Consider the following 18502-nt stretch of genomic DNA (forward strand, 5'->3'; position numbering starts at 1 on the left):
GCCCGTGTTTCTAAATTCTCTTTTGTTTATTTAGTTTTGAAAAAGGCTTGCCAGAAATTTTTGTCATTGTAAATCAGCAACTTACACGATACCATTAAAATAAAACCGTCCGAAACCGTACACTTTTGTACGATTTCGGACGGTGACAAATTTTATATATCTTTCTTTTAGCTGCGGCTGCGCACCGCAGTTACATCCAGCATAAAATTGTGCAAATCTGTATTTCTCACGAAAGGTTTCAGCGTTTCGCTACCCGGACCAAACATCGCCAGCTCCACATAATCGCCGGAATGGTCCATCCCCGCCCAGCCAATGGAAGTATAAGCCGTTTGAATTTGCCCCAGTTCCTTGAACGGAAGTTTTTTCGGATTGTACAATCCTTCTTCATTCAAAGTCGTGTAATGTTTTAAGATACTTTCAGCCTCCGCTTTTTTGATCGCATATCCCTGCGCTTCTTCCAGTCGTTCGATGACTTGCGAAACCGTAGAATTTCTGTTGATACCATTCAAAACCCAGTCGTTACTGTGTTTGAAGTGATGCATGTACTCAAAATTCTTTTCCGTCATGGAGCCGGAGAATAAGCCTGGATTCGCATTCCCATGATCCGTTGTAATGATCACCAGCGTTTCCTTATCTTGTTCAGCAAAATCTATCGCTACTTTTATCGCGTCATCAAAAGCGATCTGATCATACAGCAAGCCAGCGGAATCGTTGGAATGTGCAGCCCAATCGACTTTTCCACCTTCAACCTGCATCACAAACCCTTTTTTATTTTTCTTGAGTTTAGCAATCGCCGCTTTTGTCATCTCAGCCAGCGTTGGCACTTGTTCTCGTAATGTAGCATCGCTCTGGTGGTCTACCGTGAAAGGCAACGCGTTGTTGGCAAATACACCCAGTAGCGGTTTTGTTTCAGAAGCCGAAAGATTGAGCAGTTCCTTCTTTGTTTTAACGGTCACATAACCCGCTTCGTCAAACTTTTTATACACATCATCCTTATCCTTTCTCTTGGCAGGGTCAAAATAATCCTGACCTCCACCCATCATCACGTCAAATTTCAAAGGCAGGTATTGAAGTGCAATATCATTCTGGTCGCCTCTCGACTTATTATTAATACAAAAACCCGCTGGCGTCGCGTGTGTAATCGGCACAGAGGTAACGCAGCCTACCGATTTACCAGCTTCCTTAAATTTTTGCAAAATGGGTTTGTTGTAACTCCCATCCGGATTGGCATTCAACGAACCGTTATTAACCCTGACGCCCCCACCCCAGGCAGAGCTGGAAGCCGCAGAATCGGTCACAAAAGAATTTGCGGAAGCCGTATCCATCAAAGCACGTTTGGCCTTGTTGTCCAGATAAAGTTGCATCCAGTGACTTTGACGCCCTTCTCTACGCTGCAACAGTAAACTTGCCATGTTGAGCGTGCCGGTGCTCATTCCGTCACTTACCAGAAAAATAATATTTTTGGCTGTGGTTCCGCGTTTTAAAACCCGTGGCTCTGTGTTTCCTGCGAATACGCCGAAAGGTGATATCAATGAGCCTGCTACAACCGTCAGGGAGGAATTTCTAAAAAAATCTCTTCTTTTCATTTCAATGATCTTGTCTGTTACAAACCGGATTTTTCGGTTTTCTCTAACTGACAAAATACAGTTTCAGATATTAACTGATGATTATTCCGATGAGGTCTTTTTGTTAAATTTTAACGAGCAGACTTATTAAATCATAAAAAGTGCTTCGATAGACAGCTGCGTACTCCCCAATTATTTATTCAAATTTTACCATAATTCCTGTAAATCTCCTAACTTCACTTTCAACAAATCACCTGAACCCATTGATGAAAAAAATACTGATTCCGGGCTTATTTTTATTGACAGTCTCACTGATTTCTGCAAAACTCACATCAAGCGACAAGAAAAAAAACGCCGACGTTGATTGGCCCGAATACCTCGGCGGTTCCGACCGAAACCACTATTCTATCTTAACACAGATAAACACAACAAACGTTACCAAGCTAACCAAGGCCTGGGAATATCACTCGCTGGATTCCGGGCAAGTGCAGTGCAATCCGATCATTGTCAATGGAACCCTTTATGGCGTAACGGCCACCAACCAGGTTTTCGCGCTGGACGCAGCAACCGGTAAGGAAAAATGGAAATTCAAAGCAGGTAAAGGCGGCGGACTTAATACCAATCGCGGTGTAACCTATTGGAGCAGTGGCAACGAGTCCAGGATTATGTACGCTTATGAATCCTGGCTTTACGCGCTGGATGCAGTTTCCGGACAGCCCATCAAATCATTTGGTGCTGATGGACGCGTGAGCTTAAAAAAAGGTCTAGGTGCCGCTGCGCAGGACAAATTTGTGATATCAAACACGCCCGGCACACTTTATGGTGATTTAATTTACATGCCATTAAGGCTTTCCGAAGGGCCAGATGCGGCGCCCGGAAATATTCAGGCTTTCAACGTACGCACCGGAGAACTGGCCTGGGCGTTTCATACCATCCCGCATCCGGGAGAATTTGGATATAATACCTGGCCAAAAGAAGTTTATAAAAATACAGAAGTTGGTGCCGCCAACAACTGGGCCGGTATGGCAGTAGACAAAAAACGTGGCATTCTTTACGTGCCAACGGGTTCTGCCGGCTTTGACTTTTATGGTGGTAACCGGGCCGGACAAAACCTCTTTGCCAACAGTCTGGTTGCACTCAATGCAAAAACGGGAAAACGGATTTGGCACTTCCAGTTCGTCCATCACGATCTTTGGGACCGCGACATTCCCGCACCGCCAAATCTGGTTACCATTAAAAAGGATAATAAAATTATTGACGTCGTTGCGCAGGTGACTAAGCTGGGTTATGTTTACGTTTTTGACCGGGTAACTGGTGCGCCTATTTTCCCGATCAAAGAAGTACCTGTTCCAAAAAGTAATGTCGCCGGAGAAAAATCCTGGCCTACCCAACCGGTCCCTACTTTACCCCTGCCTTATGCAAGACAAACAGTCACCGAAGCCGATATCAACCCGCACTCAGAAAACCGCGATTCATTACTGGCCATTTACCGAAAAGTAAAAAAGGGTCTCTACCAGCCCTTTGGTGAAATCCCGACACTTTTACTTCCGGGCTTTGACGGTGGTGCGGAATGGGGTGGCGCCGCTGTGGATCCCGATGGAATCATGTACGTCAATGCCAATGAAATGCCCTGGATTGCCAGCCTGAGCCCCACGCCTAAAGAAGATGAACTCTCTCATTTAAGCCCAGGCCAGCGTGTTTACACCTTGAATTGCCTCGTTTGCCATGGACCAGAACGAAAAGGAAACCCGAAAAGTGGTTATCCTTCCCTCCTCGATATTGGTCAGCGGAAAGACCGGGAATTTGTCTCCAAACTTATCACCAGTGGAAAAGGGATGATGCCCGGCTTCACAAGTATCACCGGAGAAGAAAAACAGGCGCTCGTCAGCTTTCTTTTTGGTGACGAAAAGGTGGAAGTAGCGACGAACAGTAAAGGAAAAAAAGCGCCAGTGATGCCTTATAAATTCAACGGATACAACAAATTCCTTGACAGCAAAGGCTATCCTGCCATCAGTCCACCCTGGGGAACGCTGACCGCTATTGACCTGAATACCGGAAAACATCTTTGGCAAAATACGTTAGGCGAGTTTAAGGAATTAACTGCCAAAGGAATTGCCCCAACAGGCACAGAAAACTACGGAGGTCCCGTGATTACCGCAGGCGGAATCTTATTCATCGCAGCGACCAAGGATGGAATGTTCCGTGCTTTTGACAAGAAAACCGGTAAGCTTTTATGGCAAACGGAATTGCCTGCAGCCGGATTTGCAACACCGAGCACGTACGAAGTTAACGGCAAACAATATGTGGTCGTAGCCTGTGGCGGAACAAAATTAGGTACCAAAAAGGGGGATAGTTATGTGGCATTTGCATTGCCGTAATATTTTAGCCGCGCTGCAAATTTGATTGACGAAATGAATATGTCACCCTTTCAGGGTTAAGACCCGGATGTTTGCGTGTATTTACTATAATACTTTCATCCCTTCGGGATTGTTCGTTGCCTGTTAGCAATTTCAAGACAGAATGATCTTATGTTTAGACCTCCGTTAATCGGAATCCCCAAGCAACCCTTAGAACACCAATCAAAATCCCGAAGGGATGGAATTATTGTAGAAAATCAATGTCGTCTGCCGGATCAGAACCCCGACGGGGTGGCCGATTAAAATCTTTCAAATCACCAGGAAATCTCCGCTCGAACGATTACATAATCACCAGCCTATCCCGCTTGTACGCCTTCAGTTCGCCACTATCGGGTTCCAACTCGGTTACCAGATAATTTATTTCATCCAAATCACAAACCCTCACGCGCTGCACTGAATCCAGCTTCTCCGAAATCGTCAGAATCGCCGTTTGTTTTGAGGCTTTCATCATCGCACGTTTCACCTGAACCGTCTCCATATCCGATTCCGTAACACCCTCATTAAAACTTATTCCATTGGCCCCTAAAATGCATAAATCCGCATGAATATCGGCAAGCCGGCTAATTACCTCACCGCCTGCGCTGATCTGGGATGTCTTCGCAATCGTTCCACCGACAAAAATAACCGTCGCATGAGAATGGTCACAGAGCTGCAACGCCGTCAGCAAACTGACTGTGAAGAAGGTGGCAGAGATATCCATTGGAATATTCCTAATCAACTCGCTTACCGTAGTACCGCCGCCAATGACAACAAACATGTCTTTTTTGATCAGTGAAGCCGCTTTTTGTGCGATAACCTGCTTAGCAGAAGACGCATAGGCATTAACCGTTGAATAACTAAACTGATAAGATTTTGACAAAGCTCCCCCATGCACCTTTACCAGTTTGCCTGCTTCTGCCAGCTCATTAAGGTCTCTGCGGATTGTATCTTCAGACACATGTAGTGATACACTTAAATCAGAAGACAATGCGCGATTATGCAGATTTATCTGCTTCATAATGAGCATTTGCCGCTCTTTCTTCATGATTGATGTCGAAGAGTGAACCATATTAGTATTTAGAATAAATTCTACAATAATTGTAAATAGCAATTTTATATTTTACACAAAAGTAATTTACAGAAATTATCTACGGCATTTTATTGGAATATTATTATTAAAACATTTATCTACCTATTGACATTTGAAATCCATATGCAGATATTTGTCGAAGTCATTGCGTTTTTATGAGCTTTTAAAGTCATCCTCTAAAAAATTATTTATGAGCAGACAGGTTTATTTATCAATACACTTCCTGCGGTCTGTTGCCGCACTGTTAGTGGTAATGCTTCTGACAGTCGAAGCTATGGCCCAATCGTATTCCATCAAAGGAAAGGTATCCGACGGAAACGGACAAGGCGTCCCCGGCGTATCGGTCCTTATCAAAGGAACCATGGTTGGAACGGTCACCGATCATGAGGGCTCTTACTCGCTTAACGCTGATTTAAAACCGGGAAATTACACACTGGATTTTTCTTCGATTGGATATGCTCCGGCGAGTCAGGATGTAACACTGGGAAATCAGACCTCCATCGTGGTGAATATCAGCATTAAAGAATCAATTGCCCAGCTCGATGAGGTAGTCGTAACCGGTTCGACGATTAAAACCACGCGTAGGCAGCTGGGAAACGCTATCAACTCGATCAGCTCGAAAGAATTGGCCAATTCCGGGTCAGCGAATTTATTTTCTGCGCTTCAGGGAAAGGTCCCGGGCGCCCAGATTACGCAGAATTCAGGAGATCCTTCCGGTGGTATGACGATTCGTCTTCGTGGTATCAAATCCCTGCAAGGCAATTCCGATCCTTTATATGTGATCGACGGGGTAATTCTGAGCAATGCTTCAATAAACGTTTCTCAATATGCATTGTCTGATCAGGTTGGTTCGGCTGTGGTGGGAAGCAACCGTATGTCCGACATCAACCCGGCTGATATTGAGTCGATGAATATTATTAATGGTGCGGCTGCCGCTGCACAGTACGGATCACGGGCTTCCAACGGTGTTGTTTTGATTACGACCAAACGCGGTAAAAGCGGAGCGCCGCAGATCAATTTTTCTACCAGTGTTAATGTCAACGAACTTCGTAAAAAATTAAAAATCAGCACGTATGGAAAGCAATTTGGCTATGCAAGTTTACGTCTTGGCACCATTACCGGCTTAACGGCTGCTCAAATTGCAGCGAATCCTGGTGTAACGACAACACCGGTGACACGCGACGGTGTGACTGCCAATCTGGCAACCAACCTCGTTGATGTAAACCGTTACGATTACCAGGATGAAATTTTCAGGACCGGTTATGGTACAGACAATGCTTTGTCTATTAGTGGCGGTAATGAAAAGACGCAATACTACGCTTCTCTTTCCTACATGAAAAACCAGGGAATTGTTGAGGGAACCGATTTTCAACGTTATGGTCTCCGCGTTCGTCTGGAACAGCGGCTGGCGAGCTGGGCAAAAATCTCTGCCGGGATTACCTACAACAACAGTTTCTCCAATGAAAAACCCAATGGAAACGTTTTTTACAGCCCGATCAACTCGATTAACATTACCAACAACATTTACGATATTACCAAACGCGATGCACAGGGTAACCTGCTGGGCGTAGAACCTACACGTGTCAACCCATTGACGACGGTGGAAGAAATGAAGTTTACGCAATCCGTTAACAGGACTGTAAATGACCTTCAGCTCAACCTGACACCATTAAAAGGATTGAATATTGACTGGGTATTTGGGATTGATGCTTTTTCTCAATTGGGAAAAAACCTGATTCCTCCGTATCCATACGGCACATCGTCAGGACTACCTGCTGAGCGTTATCCGAAAGGTTTTGCGGCAAACGTCAATGCAACGACCTTTTTGTATAACAACGACATTAACATTTCCTACGAACGTGATCTGACGCCGGATTTCAAACTGAATGTGGTGGCGGGAACGAGTTACCAGAACAGCAAAACGGACATTTCCGCATCAAATGGTCAAAACCTGGCGCCGTCTTTCGAAACGGTAAACGGCGCGGCAAGTACAACGGTAAAGGCAACCTACACGCTTGATCAATGGGATTTGTTTGGTATTTTCGGACAAGCTACTTTCGGATATGAAAATCTCGCATTCATCACCGGAGCTGTTAGAAGCGACCGTTCGTCCAAATTCTCTTCCTCGGAAGCCAATCAGGTTTATCCTAAATTCAGCGCCAGCTTTATTCCTTCTGACCTGGGTTTCTGGGATAAAGATGGCATTGGAAAAGTTGTGAATACTGCCAAATTGCGCTATTCATGGGGTAAATCGGGAAACATGACCGGGATCGGTACTTATGACCGTTTCTGGCAATTCAACTCGGTTCCTTTCCTTGGACAAAACACAATCCTGCCAAGTTCAACGCTGGCAAACGAGCGTGTGAGACCGGAATTCATGACAGAAAACGAGGGCGGTATCGACCTGAGCTTCCTAAAAAATAAACTGACATTAGGCATTACGGCTTATACGCAAAAAATTACGGATCTTGTTGTTAACCGTGTTTTAGCTCCTTCATCGGGCGGAACAAGCATTATCAACAACGTTGGAGAAATGCAAAACAAGGGTTATGAGGTCAGCCTGGGTTACACACCTATCCAAACCAAGGATTTAACATGGGATGTGAGCGTCATTTACAGCCAGAACCGCAACAAAATTACACAGCTCGGAAGTCCGCTGGTGGCGCTGAACTCGGTTACAGGCGCTCCTTCGTTTTTGGTTCAGGGACAGCCCGCCAGCGTTTTTTATGGAACTTTCTTCGCCCGTGATGAACAAGGAGAATTATTCAAAACCCTGCAAGGCTTGCCACAGTCGCAAAAAGGCGTGCAATCTACAACTGATCCCCTTGCTTACACACCTTCTCCAAAAGGTGCCGACGGGCAGTTCTCTACCAATACAAATGTTAGAAAAGTTATTGGAAATCCTAATCCAAAATGGACCGGCTCTTTCGTGAGTAATCTTACTTACAAACGTTTTGGTTTCCGATTCCTGCTTGACGCAGTTCAGGGAATGGATGTCTTTAATGCAGACCGCCGTACCCGTCAGGGCGTTGGTATCGGTGATTATGCCGAAAGAGAGTTGAAAGGTGAATTGCAGCGCGGTTATGTTTACTCAATTTACAACACCGAAGAATGGCGGATTGATGATGCGTCCTTCGTGAAACTTCGCGAAATCAGCTTATCTTATCAGCTGCCTAATGTAATTAAAAATGTGAGAAACATTAACATTGCACTTTCGGGGCGCAATCTGTTCTCCTGGGATAATTATGACGGCTTCGATCCTGAAACAAATGCAGGTGGTAACAGCGATTTGCTGCGTGGCGTGGATTTTGGTAACGTACCTATTCCACGTACTTATCAGGTAAAAATATCGGCCAGTTTCTAATCCGCCCACTCTATTCATTTAATTGACATGAAAAAAACACTCATATATTCGATTCTGGCAGCCACGGTGTTATCAGTATCTTCCTGCGAACAAAAGGAATATCTTAATCCAAGCTCAGCCAGCGAAACCCAGATCATAACGGACGTTTACGGACTGATTTCGCTCGCCAATGGATTGCAATACCGCTATTCCGTGGGTGGTGCCGGCGTGGTATACTCGATGATTTCTGCAAACGGACTTACGACAAAGGAACTGCTTGTTTTGAATGCAGGAAACACGGATCTTGATTTATTGGGAAAAGGCTCAGGAAACGTTCAGGGAAATAATGCTGTACTCTCCAATATTTGGGCACAAAGCCACCTGACAAAGTCCAGTGCCGACCTTATTCTGAAAAATATTGATGTAGCAGCAGATCCTGCGCTAAAAAGCGGACTCCTGGCTTACGCCTCCATTTTCCGCGCACTTTCTTTAGGTGCACTTGGTGAGTTCTGGCAGCAGGCTCCTATCGGCACGGCAACGAATATCGCTTTCAATACACGCGAAGAGGTTTTGAAAGAAGCTGTGAAAACACTGGAGGCTGCTGCAATCTCCATTGCCGCCACAGCGCCATCCACTGATTTCACCTCCCGCGTCGTGAACAGTGTTGATATGCCTAATACGATCCAAGCCTTAATTGCCCGTTACAGCCTGATGCTGGGCGATTACGACAAAGCCCTGGCCGCAGCCAACAAAGTGGATTTAACGAAAAAATCGGCATTTAACTTTGACGACGTAAGCCAGAACCCTGTCTTTTTCAGCTCATTCGGGAACCGTAATGTGACAGAACCCATCAGCACAGCCTTGGGCTTACCTGACGCACTTAAACCGGAAACTGGTGACAAACGTGTCAATTTCTACACACAGACCGCGGTACCGGCTAAAAACCTCGGAACAGGTTTTTTCACGTCAAACACGGCACAGATACCCGTTTATCTGCCAGGAGAAATTACGCTGATCAAAGCAGAGGTCTTGGCAAGAAAAGGTACGCTTGACGCTGCAATCACAGAACTTGATAAGGTACGTACAAAAACGACGGACGTCTGGGGAATTGGCGCAGGCTTACCTGCTTATAGCGGCGCAGTAGATGCGACGGGTGTGTTAACAGAAATCTATCGTAACCGTTGCATCGAACTTTTTATGTCGGGTTTAAAACTGGATGACAACCGTCGTTTCGGACGTCCGGCAGCGGAACGCAACAGAGACTGGTACCCCTATCCAACCAACGAACGCCAAAACAATACCAGCACACCCGCTGACCCGGCGAACTAATTTCCTTCTTAGGATTAAACAAAAAGGCAGAAGCAGGAATTTCACTTCCACTTCTGCCTTTTTCAGTTTCAGCCTGCGCTGGTTTTGATTTAAGACGGTTTACAAATTTCTTCTAACCGCGGCCTATTGAGGTATTTTATTTTCATGGCTAATAGATATCAGGTTACTGTTTGTGGTTTGTAATAGTGGTCCCGATAATTATCCGGACCACTATTGAATTACCTAGCAACCTATCCAGTATGATTCATAAATGAAATCTAATGGACTTCTAAAGATAAAAAACCAGTGCCAGAATTCAACTAATTGATTTTCAGGTTTTTAAAATAAACAATTATTGAAAATTGTGCGATACTGAACATTTAGTGTTCGATTTCGGGGCGGAGAAGAAACTTCGGCAATCAGCGATCAGCACTCAAATCTGCGTAATAAATACGTAATCGTAGGTCAAATTTCGAAAGCCGATCGCTGACGGCCGATCGCCTAAGATGATAATGACTTGACCGGATTCATCAGCTCTACTTTGAAAACACACCTATTACTACCGATGCGCCAAATAAGATGAATAAATAACGGACATTTTCAAAAATACCTTTCGTACCCCATTTTTTTTACCCGTTGCCCTGACAGCGCGGTGATCAGATTAATAAAATGGTAGCATCTAAACTTTTAGCCTGCTGTCAATGGGTTGTGATTTTCAAATTTCTAAAATCACCCTCGGACCCTGCCCCTACCCAAAAACCAATTTGCCCCGTTTGCTGGTTGCTTAACTGCTTCACCACCAAACTTGGCTCGCTGTTGTTGTTTACGAAAACTTTCACTTCATGATTCTGAACTGTTATTCTGGCATGTATCCATTCTTCCGGTTCAGGGGCTGGATTTATGGGTTTTTCATATTGGTCAGGGTGTTCTTTACGCAATTTAGGCCAGTCATTGGCTGGCAGCGAAATGTATTGAACCGAATGGTTTTTCCGCTCCGTTTCGGGCGATTTGAAATTGAATGGCCGGAAGTAGATGGCGTCATAAGTACTGTTATTGGTACCATGAAAAGCAATGCCGACAAAACTTTTCTGCGGCACGTTTCTTCCCTTGACATCAAATTCAACCGTACCTTCTGAAAATTGAAGGTCAGTAAGCCAGGCAATTCCCAAATCTTCTTTCTCATCCAGATGGACAACACGCTTTCCATCAGCTAAGGCCAGTAGGCTGGCAGTCCGGTTGAATGTCTTTATTTTCCCCGATTTGAAAAGTTCTGACAAATCCGGCTCAATCGTTTTCTGAGCATAAGAAACCAATCCAGCGTGAACAAGAACCGCCAGAACGAATATTTTTTTCATAAACAATGCTTTTTCCATAATCGGTTTTACTCTGATTTTAAAGATTTGACAGGATTTACAAGCGCTGCCTTAACGCCCTGAAACATAATCGTACACAAAGCGATCATCACGGCGATACCTCCGACGACCGCGAAAATCCACCACGAAATATCAATCCGGTAAGCAAAATCGCTAAGCCAGATTTTCATAAAATAATACGTTATCGGGCTCGCAATGAGAATAGCGATGCAAACCAGCAACAGAAAATCCTTCGACAGCAACCCAATGATACTAACCACGGAAGCACCCAGTACCTTTCTGATACCAATTTCTTTATTTCTGTTTTCGACCGTGAAAGTCGCCAGCCCGAAAAGTCCTAAACAGGCAATAATAATCGCCCAGATGGAAGCCGTGGTAAAAATCTGGCCATACTGTTTTTCAGAAACGTATTGCTTGTTGAAATTTTCATCCACAAAGAAATACTCAAACGGATTATCGGTGAAATAGTTTTTGTAAATCCCTTCCAGCTCAGCAATTTTGTCCTGCATGTTATCAGCCGTGAGGTTTATGGTGATGTACTGACTGCTGTTTTGCGGGTAAAAAATAATTGGATCAATGGCCTTTTGCAACCCGGTATGATGATAATCTTTCACAACACCAATGACGTCAAGATACCTTTCGTCCCATTTTATTCTCGTACTGACCGCCTCATCCGCCGATTCAAATCCCAACTGTTTCATCGCCGTTTCATTCAGTAAAACCTTGCTGTTGGCGTTCCAGTCAACCTTGGTTTCTTCGGGGGTAAAATTCCTTCCGGCTTTCAGTTTCAGATCATATACATTCAGATACCGGTCGCCAATGATGGCAAAAGAATAAGATTTCAAAGCATCACCCGGTTTGGATTTTGGTTGGGTAAAACCGGAGGTTGAGAAGTTATACCAGTTTCCTGGAACGCTTCCCGAAAGGCAATAATCTTTAACATAGCTCTGACTCCCGATATCATTCCAAAAAGCAGCTTTGCGAATTTTATAAGTGCTGTCCTCACCTACTTCCGGTCCGCGTACCACCAGCAACTGACTGGTTTTTACGCCGAGGTTCTCGTTTTGCATAAACCGGAGCTGGCTGTAAATGATGATCGTCACGAGCATCAGGGCAACCGAAATACTAAACTGGGACACCACAAGCGATTTTCTGAGAAAAGCGCCCTGTGAAGTCTTCGTCAGCTTACCTTTAAGGATTTTGACAGGATTGAAATTGGATAACGCATAGGCCGTGTAAATACCCGAAATGACCGATCCCAGTATAAAAACACCCAATCCAATGGCCCATATTGAAGAAGAGCCCAGCGTTGTCAAGGATAGTTCCTTGCCAATAAGTTCATTAAAAAGTGGCTGAAGAATGTAAACCAAGAGAATAGCCAGCAAAAAACTCAACAAATTCACCAATCCGGATTCTCCTAAAAATTGCAGGATCAGATTTCCCGGCGTTGCCCCGATGACTTTTCTTACACCGACTTCACCGGCGCGTTTCAGCGAACTGGCCGTAGACAAATTCACATAATTGAACCAGGCGATGAGCAGGATTAAAAACGCAATCACACCGAGCGTGTAAACGTATTTTACATTTCCGGTTGTCGGGTAAGTATCATGTAGCTTATCCGATAAATGCAAATTGGCAAATGCCTGCAAACGAAACTTCACACCATCTTTATCCTGTTGCTGGCTATCCCGAAATGCTGATAGTTTATTTTCCAGAGATTTATAATCAACGCCCTTATTTAACAGAAAAAATGTATTGGTATGAAGCGATTCAAGATTATTGGCATCAGGCAGAGATTTCAAGGAAAATATCATATCCAGATTGATATCTGAGTTTTCCCGTAATTGATAAACCCCTTCCACCGAATAAGACAAAGTGCCAAACTGATTGGAAAGTGTTAAAATTTTACCGATCGGATCTTCTTTCCCAAAATATTTACCAGCCATTTTTGAAGTAATAAAAACTACTTTTGGCTGATTCAGTGCCGTCTTATTCCCCTTGATGACTGGAAACGTAAAAAAGTCGAAGAAATTCCCATCCGCATAACCGATGTTATTTTCGCGAAAAAGACCCGGATTCTTCCCCTCCTTTTTCACGATTCCATTTGTAACATAATCGGTAAAACGACAATAGGCTTTTATCTCGCTGAAATTCTGTTTTGCGCCTTCCGCCCAGCCAGGTTCAACCTGCGCCCAGGTATTTCCTTTGGAATCCAGATTGATAAGCCTGAACATTTGTGGTAAATCCTTATGAAACTGGTTGACACTTTTTTCAAAACTTACATATTCCAGAATCAGAAGAAACGCAGCAATGCCCATGGCAAGGCCGGCTATATTAATAAAGCTGTAAACTTTATTTCGGAGCAAATTCCGGAAAGCGATTTTCAAATAATTCCTGATCATGATTAGTATAGGTTATGAAAAAACGTCTCACTCCGACTTCAACGATTTCACGGGATTGGTCAAGGCCGCTCTGATAGCCTGCGAACTCACCGTTATCAACGCAATAACCACAGCCAGAATACCGGCCAGGACAAACATCCACCATTCGACGGAAATACTATAAGCAAAGTCCTGCAACCATTTAGACATCACATACCAGGTTAACGGCGTGGCGATAACCAATGAGACCAACACCAGTTTCATGAAGTCGCCGGAAAGCAACGTTACAATGCTGCCAACCGAAGCACCTAAAACTTTTCTCACCCCAATTTCTTTAATCCGCTGCTGCGCTGCAAATGCCGCCAGACCAAATAAACCCAGGCAGGAAATAAGGATTGAAATAATTGTAAAGGCATTGACGATGCGCGCCGTTCGGGCATCTGCCGAATAACTGCTTTGAAAATCCTCGTTAAGAAAGGTGTAGGAAAATGGCTCATCAGGCACTAATGCCTTCCATTTTGCTTCCATAAACGGTAAAACCTTGCTCACATCCTTTGTATTGACATGGGTGACGATGTAATTAAAATTACGGTTGTTCAGAAAAAATGCGTACGGTTCGATGACTTTGTGCAGGCTTTCAAAATGGAAATCTTTAACGACCCCGACGATTTCCAGCGATCCTATGCCCTCTTCACCCATATTGAAATTGAGTTTCTGACCGACCGCTTTGTCCAGAGGAATTGCAAATTTGCGCAGCGTCGCTTCGTTAACTACGATTTTGTAATTTGTATCTGCCGGGAATTCTACGGAAAACATTCGTCCGGCTGCCATTTTAAAATCCATCGTTTTCATAAAATCTGCCGACACCCCGTTGGTTTTGACCAATCCGTCGTCATTGACACTTTGTCCCGGAAGAAAAACCGACATATCGCTCGGATTCAGAATGCCGGGATAGTAAGAAGTTCCGGCGGCATCAGTGATCTGATTATTCTGAAGCATCTCATTTCTCAAAGCCGTATAAGCTCTTCTTGCCTCCTGACTGCGGAAAGGAATCACAATCTGCTGATCTTTTGTAAAACCAAGCGGCTGGTCCCGCATAAACTTGATTTGCTGCTGAATAACCATCGTCGCAACGACAAGCCCGATGGAGATCACGAACTGGAAAACAACCAGGCCTCTGCGCAAAGTGGTGGCCGAAACGGAGTTTACAAACTTCCCTTTGATGACATCCAGCGGATTAAAGACCGACAAATAAAATGCTGGATAACTTCCAGCCAACAGCCCTGTCACCAATGCCAGCACGATAAAAGCCAGTGCTATTTCGGGTTTGAATAGTTCGGAAATATCTAAAGTTTTATCCGCAAGCTGATTGAAGAACGGTAAAAATACGATCACCGAAACAATGGCAAGTACAAGTGCCAGGAAAGTAAGCACCATAGATTCTCCAAGAAACTGTCCAACCAGTCCGCTTTTACCAGCGCCCATGACCTTACGAATACCAACTTCGGCAGCACGTTTGGCTGAACGGGCCGTGGCCAGATTCATAAAATTGATGCAGGCGATCAGCAGCGTGAATAATGCTATGGAGGCAAGAACGTAAAGATAGGTCGTGCTTGTGGTCGGCGTTACGATCTTATCGATCAGGCTGAAAAGGTGTATATCCCGGACAGGCAGCAGATGGAGTTTTTTATCGAAACCGGCAATTCTCAAATCCTTTCTCGCATACTTTTCTATAAATGAAGGCAATTTGGCACCAAACTTTTCAGCGCTTGTTCTTGGTTTTAAGCGCAGATAGGTGTAAAACATGTTATTGTTCGTAAAATTCAGATTTGGCTGACGTAAATAATCTCCCACCCAGCCTGAATGGATTGATACGAAATAACGCGCATCAATATGAGAGCGGGCACCTTCACTTTTGAATACGCCGGTCACCTTAAAATCTTCATTATTACCGGATCTGCCGCCGATCCGTATGGTCTGGTTTAAAGCAGATTCTTTTCCAAACAACTTTTGCGCAACCTCTTCCGACAAAACCACGGAATGGGGATCATTCAGCGAAGTTTTGGCATCGCCTTCGACAAATTGATAAGTGAATACATCAAAAAATGTAGAATCCACATGGACACCTTTTGTTTCGTAAAACGCCTTTTCCTGTTTGCCTGGTTGTCCCGTTTTCAGTAAGGTTTTATCTTCCAAAAAATTCATCCATAACCGGGTCACCTGAACAACCTCCGGGAACTCGGCTTTCACGGCCTGTGCATAAGGAGCCGGGGCTCTGGGATTATCCATTTTTTCCCCGTTGGACTGCACATTCTCACTCCGTAAAAGATACAGATCATCCACATGTTCCTGGTGTTTATCGAAGGACGTTTCGCTCAAAATATAAAGCAAAAGCAGCATGCAGCAAGTCATGCCAACCGACAGTCCGAACACGTTAATGAAGGAGAAAAGCTTACTGGATAGCAAGTTCCGCCAGGCGATTTTGAGATAATTTTTAAACATGTCGTTATGATTTTTAGGCTATTTTCTTTTGAACTATTTCCTTTTTTTACCCGTCCGACGGCGAAAAAGCCGTCGGACGGGCTTTTACTGACTCTTCAACGTCTTGGCGGGATCAATTAAAGCGGCTTTGACTGCCTGGTAGCTGACTGTCAGCACGGCGATAGCAGCGGCCAGCATTCCGGCAAACGCATAAATATCCCAGGTAATGTCAATTCTGTATTCATAATCCTGCAACCATTTTTGCATGATGTACCAGGCAATTGGCGAAGCGATCACGGCCGAGATCAATACAAGGATCAGGAAATTCCGGGTTAAAAGACCAAGAATGCTTTGAATCGAAGCGCCCAAAACTTTTCGTATCCCGATCTCCTTTCTCCGCTGTTCGACCATAAACGCTGAAAGCGCAAACAAACCCAGTGAGGCGACGATAACGGCCAGTATTGCGAAACTGGTAAAGATCATCCCCATCCGGTTGATATCCTCATACATTTTAGAAAAATTTGCGTCCATAAATGTATAACGGATCGGCTGGTTCGGTGCGAGTGAATTCCATACTTTGGATATCGACTCGATCGTCTGTTTCGTATCCGAAGCACTTATTTTAACTGAAACAATTGAAGGACTCGCACCCAGGCTCATGCAAAGACCGCCAATATCTTCTTTCATGGACTCGAAATGAAAATTTTCGACGACGCCAATCACTTCCAGGTCATTACCACTATTCGTCTGGTTGGTAAGATGCTGCCCGACTGGATTTTTCAACCCAAGTTCCTTTGCAAGCTTTTGATTAATAATAACGGCTTTTTCATCCGTTTTCCGGTCCTTTGAAAAATTCCTGCCCTGTGCCAGTTTCATGCCAAGCGTTTCAATATAATCATAGTCCGTTAGCCAGAACTGTCCGCTGGCAGAAGCCGTTTCCTTCGTTTTTCCATGCAGCCAAAACGGGTTTCCATTTCGCTTGGTGTCTTTTATTGGCAGATAATCACTAACGGTCGCATTTTTTACCTGTGGCAGCTTTTTAATTTCTTCTTTAAAAACGGCCACCTGATCCCCCAGCGTATTGGTCCCGTGTACCAGCAGCACCTGATCCCGCTCATAACCCACTTTCGCGTTCAGTATGAAATTGACCTGACGATAAATTACAAACGTACCGATGATCAAAATAATGGAGGTTGTAAACTGAAAAACCACGAGCGTACTCCGCAGATCGGAACCTTTGGAACCTTTAACGAGCTGTCCTTTTAATACATTGATCGGCTTAAAACCCGATAGATAAAACGCAGGATAAAGTCCGGCGAGCATACCAATAATCAAAGAACTGACAATTAACACCGGAACAGGCCACCACTCAGTGAATGGAAAAACCAGCGACTTGGAAGAAAGTGTATTGAAAAAAGGCAGCAGAATATAAGCCAAAACAAAACCGAGCGAGATCGAAACAAAACTGATCAACAACGATTCCGTAAGAAACTGGCTGATCAAACCACTTCGCTCCGATCCTACGGTTTTTCTCAACCCGACTTCTATGGCTCTGTTCGCCGATTTCGCCGTGGCAAGATTAACAAAATTGATACAGGCCAGTAAAAGTATAAACCCTGCAATAGCGCCAAAAAGCCAGATAAACCGGATATCTCCATGATTCAAACCATCTAGAACGACACCGTTTCTTAAATAAACCTCAGAGACAGGTTGCAACAAATATTTTTTATCAGCCTCAATTTGCCCGGTATTAACCCGTTGTCCGCTGGCGATTATTTGTGGGATGTAATATTTCCGGGTAATCGCCGAAAGTTTCGATTCAAACTTGCGCACATCCGTTCCTTCTTTCAGTCTGACGTACGTATGATAGTTGGTTGCCAGCCAGTTTGTTTGTTCCCCTTCATAGAAAACCACACCGGCTATCGTCATCAGAAAATCAAAACCGACGTGAAAATTCTTTGGAAAATCTTCGATGACACCGGTAACTTTTCTCGGCTTGGAAGCATCGTTGTTAATAATCATGATCTTGCCGATGGCGCTTTCGCCCGGAAAGAACTTATCAGCTTTTGATTTTGTAATGACCAGGCTGTTGGGTTCATCCAAGGCATGCAGCTGATCGCCTTCCAGCATTTTCAAACCCCAGATATCGATCAAATCCTGGTCCATATAAACAAAACGCTCCTCATAAACATTTTGCAGCTTATCCGACCGTCGGATCTGATTCGGGCCTGCTCCAAATAATTCGCTGTTTAAGAATCTGCCGACTTTTTCAACTTCCGGGTAATCTTCCTTGATTACTTTGGCTACCGCGGCCTGCTGCCAGATATAAAATTCTTTCTTTCCCTGATACAGCTCTTCATTAACAACCCGGTACGTCCTGTTTTTGAAAGGAATATCCTGATCATAACTCAACTCATCCTTAATAAACAAAGCAATCAGCAAGCAAGCCGCAATACCGATGGCAAAACCTCCTATTTTTACAAAGGAGTACATTTTCTGCTTTACAAGGTGCCGCCAGGCAAGTTTCAAATAATTTTGGAACATCGTATTAAAAATTTTCAGGCT

The 18502-nt window shown here is 44.3% G+C and carries 9 protein-coding genes; 3 read left to right on the plus strand and 6 right to left on the minus strand.

Annotation, left to right across the window (positions count from 1 at the left end):
- Positions 1–167: 167 nt before the first annotated feature.
- Entirely contained in the window at positions 168–1586 is a 1419-nt protein-coding gene (locus RB622_RS07825; RefSeq protein WP_308046001.1) for an alkaline phosphatase, read from the minus strand.
- A 245-nt stretch (positions 1587–1831) separates the two neighbouring features.
- Here RB622_RS07825 and RB622_RS07830 point away from each other — a divergent pair, with 245 nt between their 5' ends.
- Positions 1832–3943, plus strand: coding sequence for a PQQ-binding-like beta-propeller repeat protein (locus tag RB622_RS07830; RefSeq protein WP_308046002.1), 2112 nt, complete (start codon positions 1832–1834; stop codon positions 3941–3943).
- Positions 3944–4262: 319 nt separating this feature from the next.
- Here the strand turns inward: RB622_RS07830 and RB622_RS07835 are convergent, their stop codons facing one another.
- Complete coding sequence (locus RB622_RS07835) at positions 4263–5030, minus strand: DeoR/GlpR family DNA-binding transcription regulator (protein ID WP_308046003.1); 768 nt, start codon at positions 5028–5030, stop codon at positions 4263–4265.
- 211 nt (positions 5031–5241) lie between these two features.
- Here RB622_RS07835 and RB622_RS07840 point away from each other — a divergent pair, with 211 nt between their 5' ends.
- Both RB622_RS07840 and RB622_RS07845 read left to right on the plus strand, forming a co-directional pair.
- Entirely contained in the window at positions 5242–8415 is a 3174-nt protein-coding gene (locus RB622_RS07840; RefSeq protein ID WP_308046004.1) for a SusC/RagA family TonB-linked outer membrane protein, read from the plus strand.
- A gap of 27 nt (positions 8416–8442) precedes the next feature.
- A complete protein-coding gene (locus RB622_RS07845) occupies positions 8443–9723 on the plus strand; it encodes a RagB/SusD family nutrient uptake outer membrane protein (protein ID WP_308046005.1) in 1281 nt (426 codons plus the stop codon).
- A gap of 677 nt (positions 9724–10400) precedes the next feature.
- Here RB622_RS07845 and RB622_RS07850 read toward each other — a convergent pair.
- The 4 genes from RB622_RS07850 to RB622_RS07865 form a co-directional block, all read right to left on the minus strand.
- The gene (locus RB622_RS07850) at positions 10401–11057 is read right to left on the minus strand and encodes a family 16 glycoside hydrolase (RefSeq protein ID WP_308046006.1); all 657 of its coding nucleotides are present in this window, start codon (positions 11055–11057) and stop codon (positions 10401–10403) included.
- 26 nt (positions 11058–11083) lie between these two features.
- Positions 11084–13477: an ABC transporter permease gene (locus RB622_RS07855; protein ID WP_308046007.1), complete on the minus strand. Its 2394-nt coding sequence runs from the start codon at positions 13475–13477 to the stop codon at positions 11084–11086.
- Between the two features lie 27 nt (positions 13478–13504).
- The gene (locus RB622_RS07860) at positions 13505–15958 is read right to left on the minus strand and encodes an ABC transporter permease (RefSeq protein WP_308046008.1); all 2454 of its coding nucleotides are present in this window, start codon (positions 15956–15958) and stop codon (positions 13505–13507) included.
- 84 nt (positions 15959–16042) lie between these two features.
- Positions 16043–18481, minus strand: coding sequence for an ABC transporter permease (locus RB622_RS07865; protein WP_308046009.1), 2439 nt, complete (start codon positions 18479–18481; stop codon positions 16043–16045).
- Between the last annotated feature and the right edge of the window lie 21 nt (positions 18482–18502).

It is taken from the genome of Dyadobacter sp. LHD-138 (genome assembly GCF_030929615.1).
In the GTDB taxonomy this organism is placed as follows: Bacteria; Bacteroidota; Bacteroidia; order Cytophagales; family Spirosomataceae; genus Dyadobacter.

Coding starts and splice junctions, on each gene's coding strand:
- RB622_RS07830 (WP_308046002.1), top strand. CDS start 1,832: ATGAAAAAAATACTGATTCCGGGCTTATTTTTATTGACAGTCTCACTG.
- RB622_RS07840 (WP_308046004.1), top strand. CDS start 5,242: ATGAGCAGACAGGTTTATTTATCAATACACTTCCTGCGGTCTGTTGCC.
- RB622_RS07850 (WP_308046006.1), bottom strand. CDS start 11,057: ATGAAAAAAATATTCGTTCTGGCGGTTCTTGTTCACGCTGGATTGGTT.
- RB622_RS07825 (WP_308046001.1), bottom strand. CDS start 1,586: ATGAAAAGAAGAGATTTTTTTAGAAATTCCTCCCTGACGGTTGTAGCA.
- RB622_RS07835 (WP_308046003.1), bottom strand. CDS start 5,030: ATGGTTCACTCTTCGACATCAATCATGAAGAAAGAGCGGCAAATGCTC.
- RB622_RS07865 (WP_308046009.1), bottom strand. CDS start 18,481: ATGTTCCAAAATTATTTGAAACTTGCCTGGCGGCACCTTGTAAAGCAG.
- RB622_RS07845 (WP_308046005.1), top strand. CDS start 8,443: ATGAAAAAAACACTCATATATTCGATTCTGGCAGCCACGGTGTTATCA.
- RB622_RS07855 (WP_308046007.1), bottom strand. CDS start 13,477: ATGATCAGGAATTATTTGAAAATCGCTTTCCGGAATTTGCTCCGAAAT.
- RB622_RS07860 (WP_308046008.1), bottom strand. CDS start 15,958: ATGTTTAAAAATTATCTCAAAATCGCCTGGCGGAACTTGCTATCCAGT.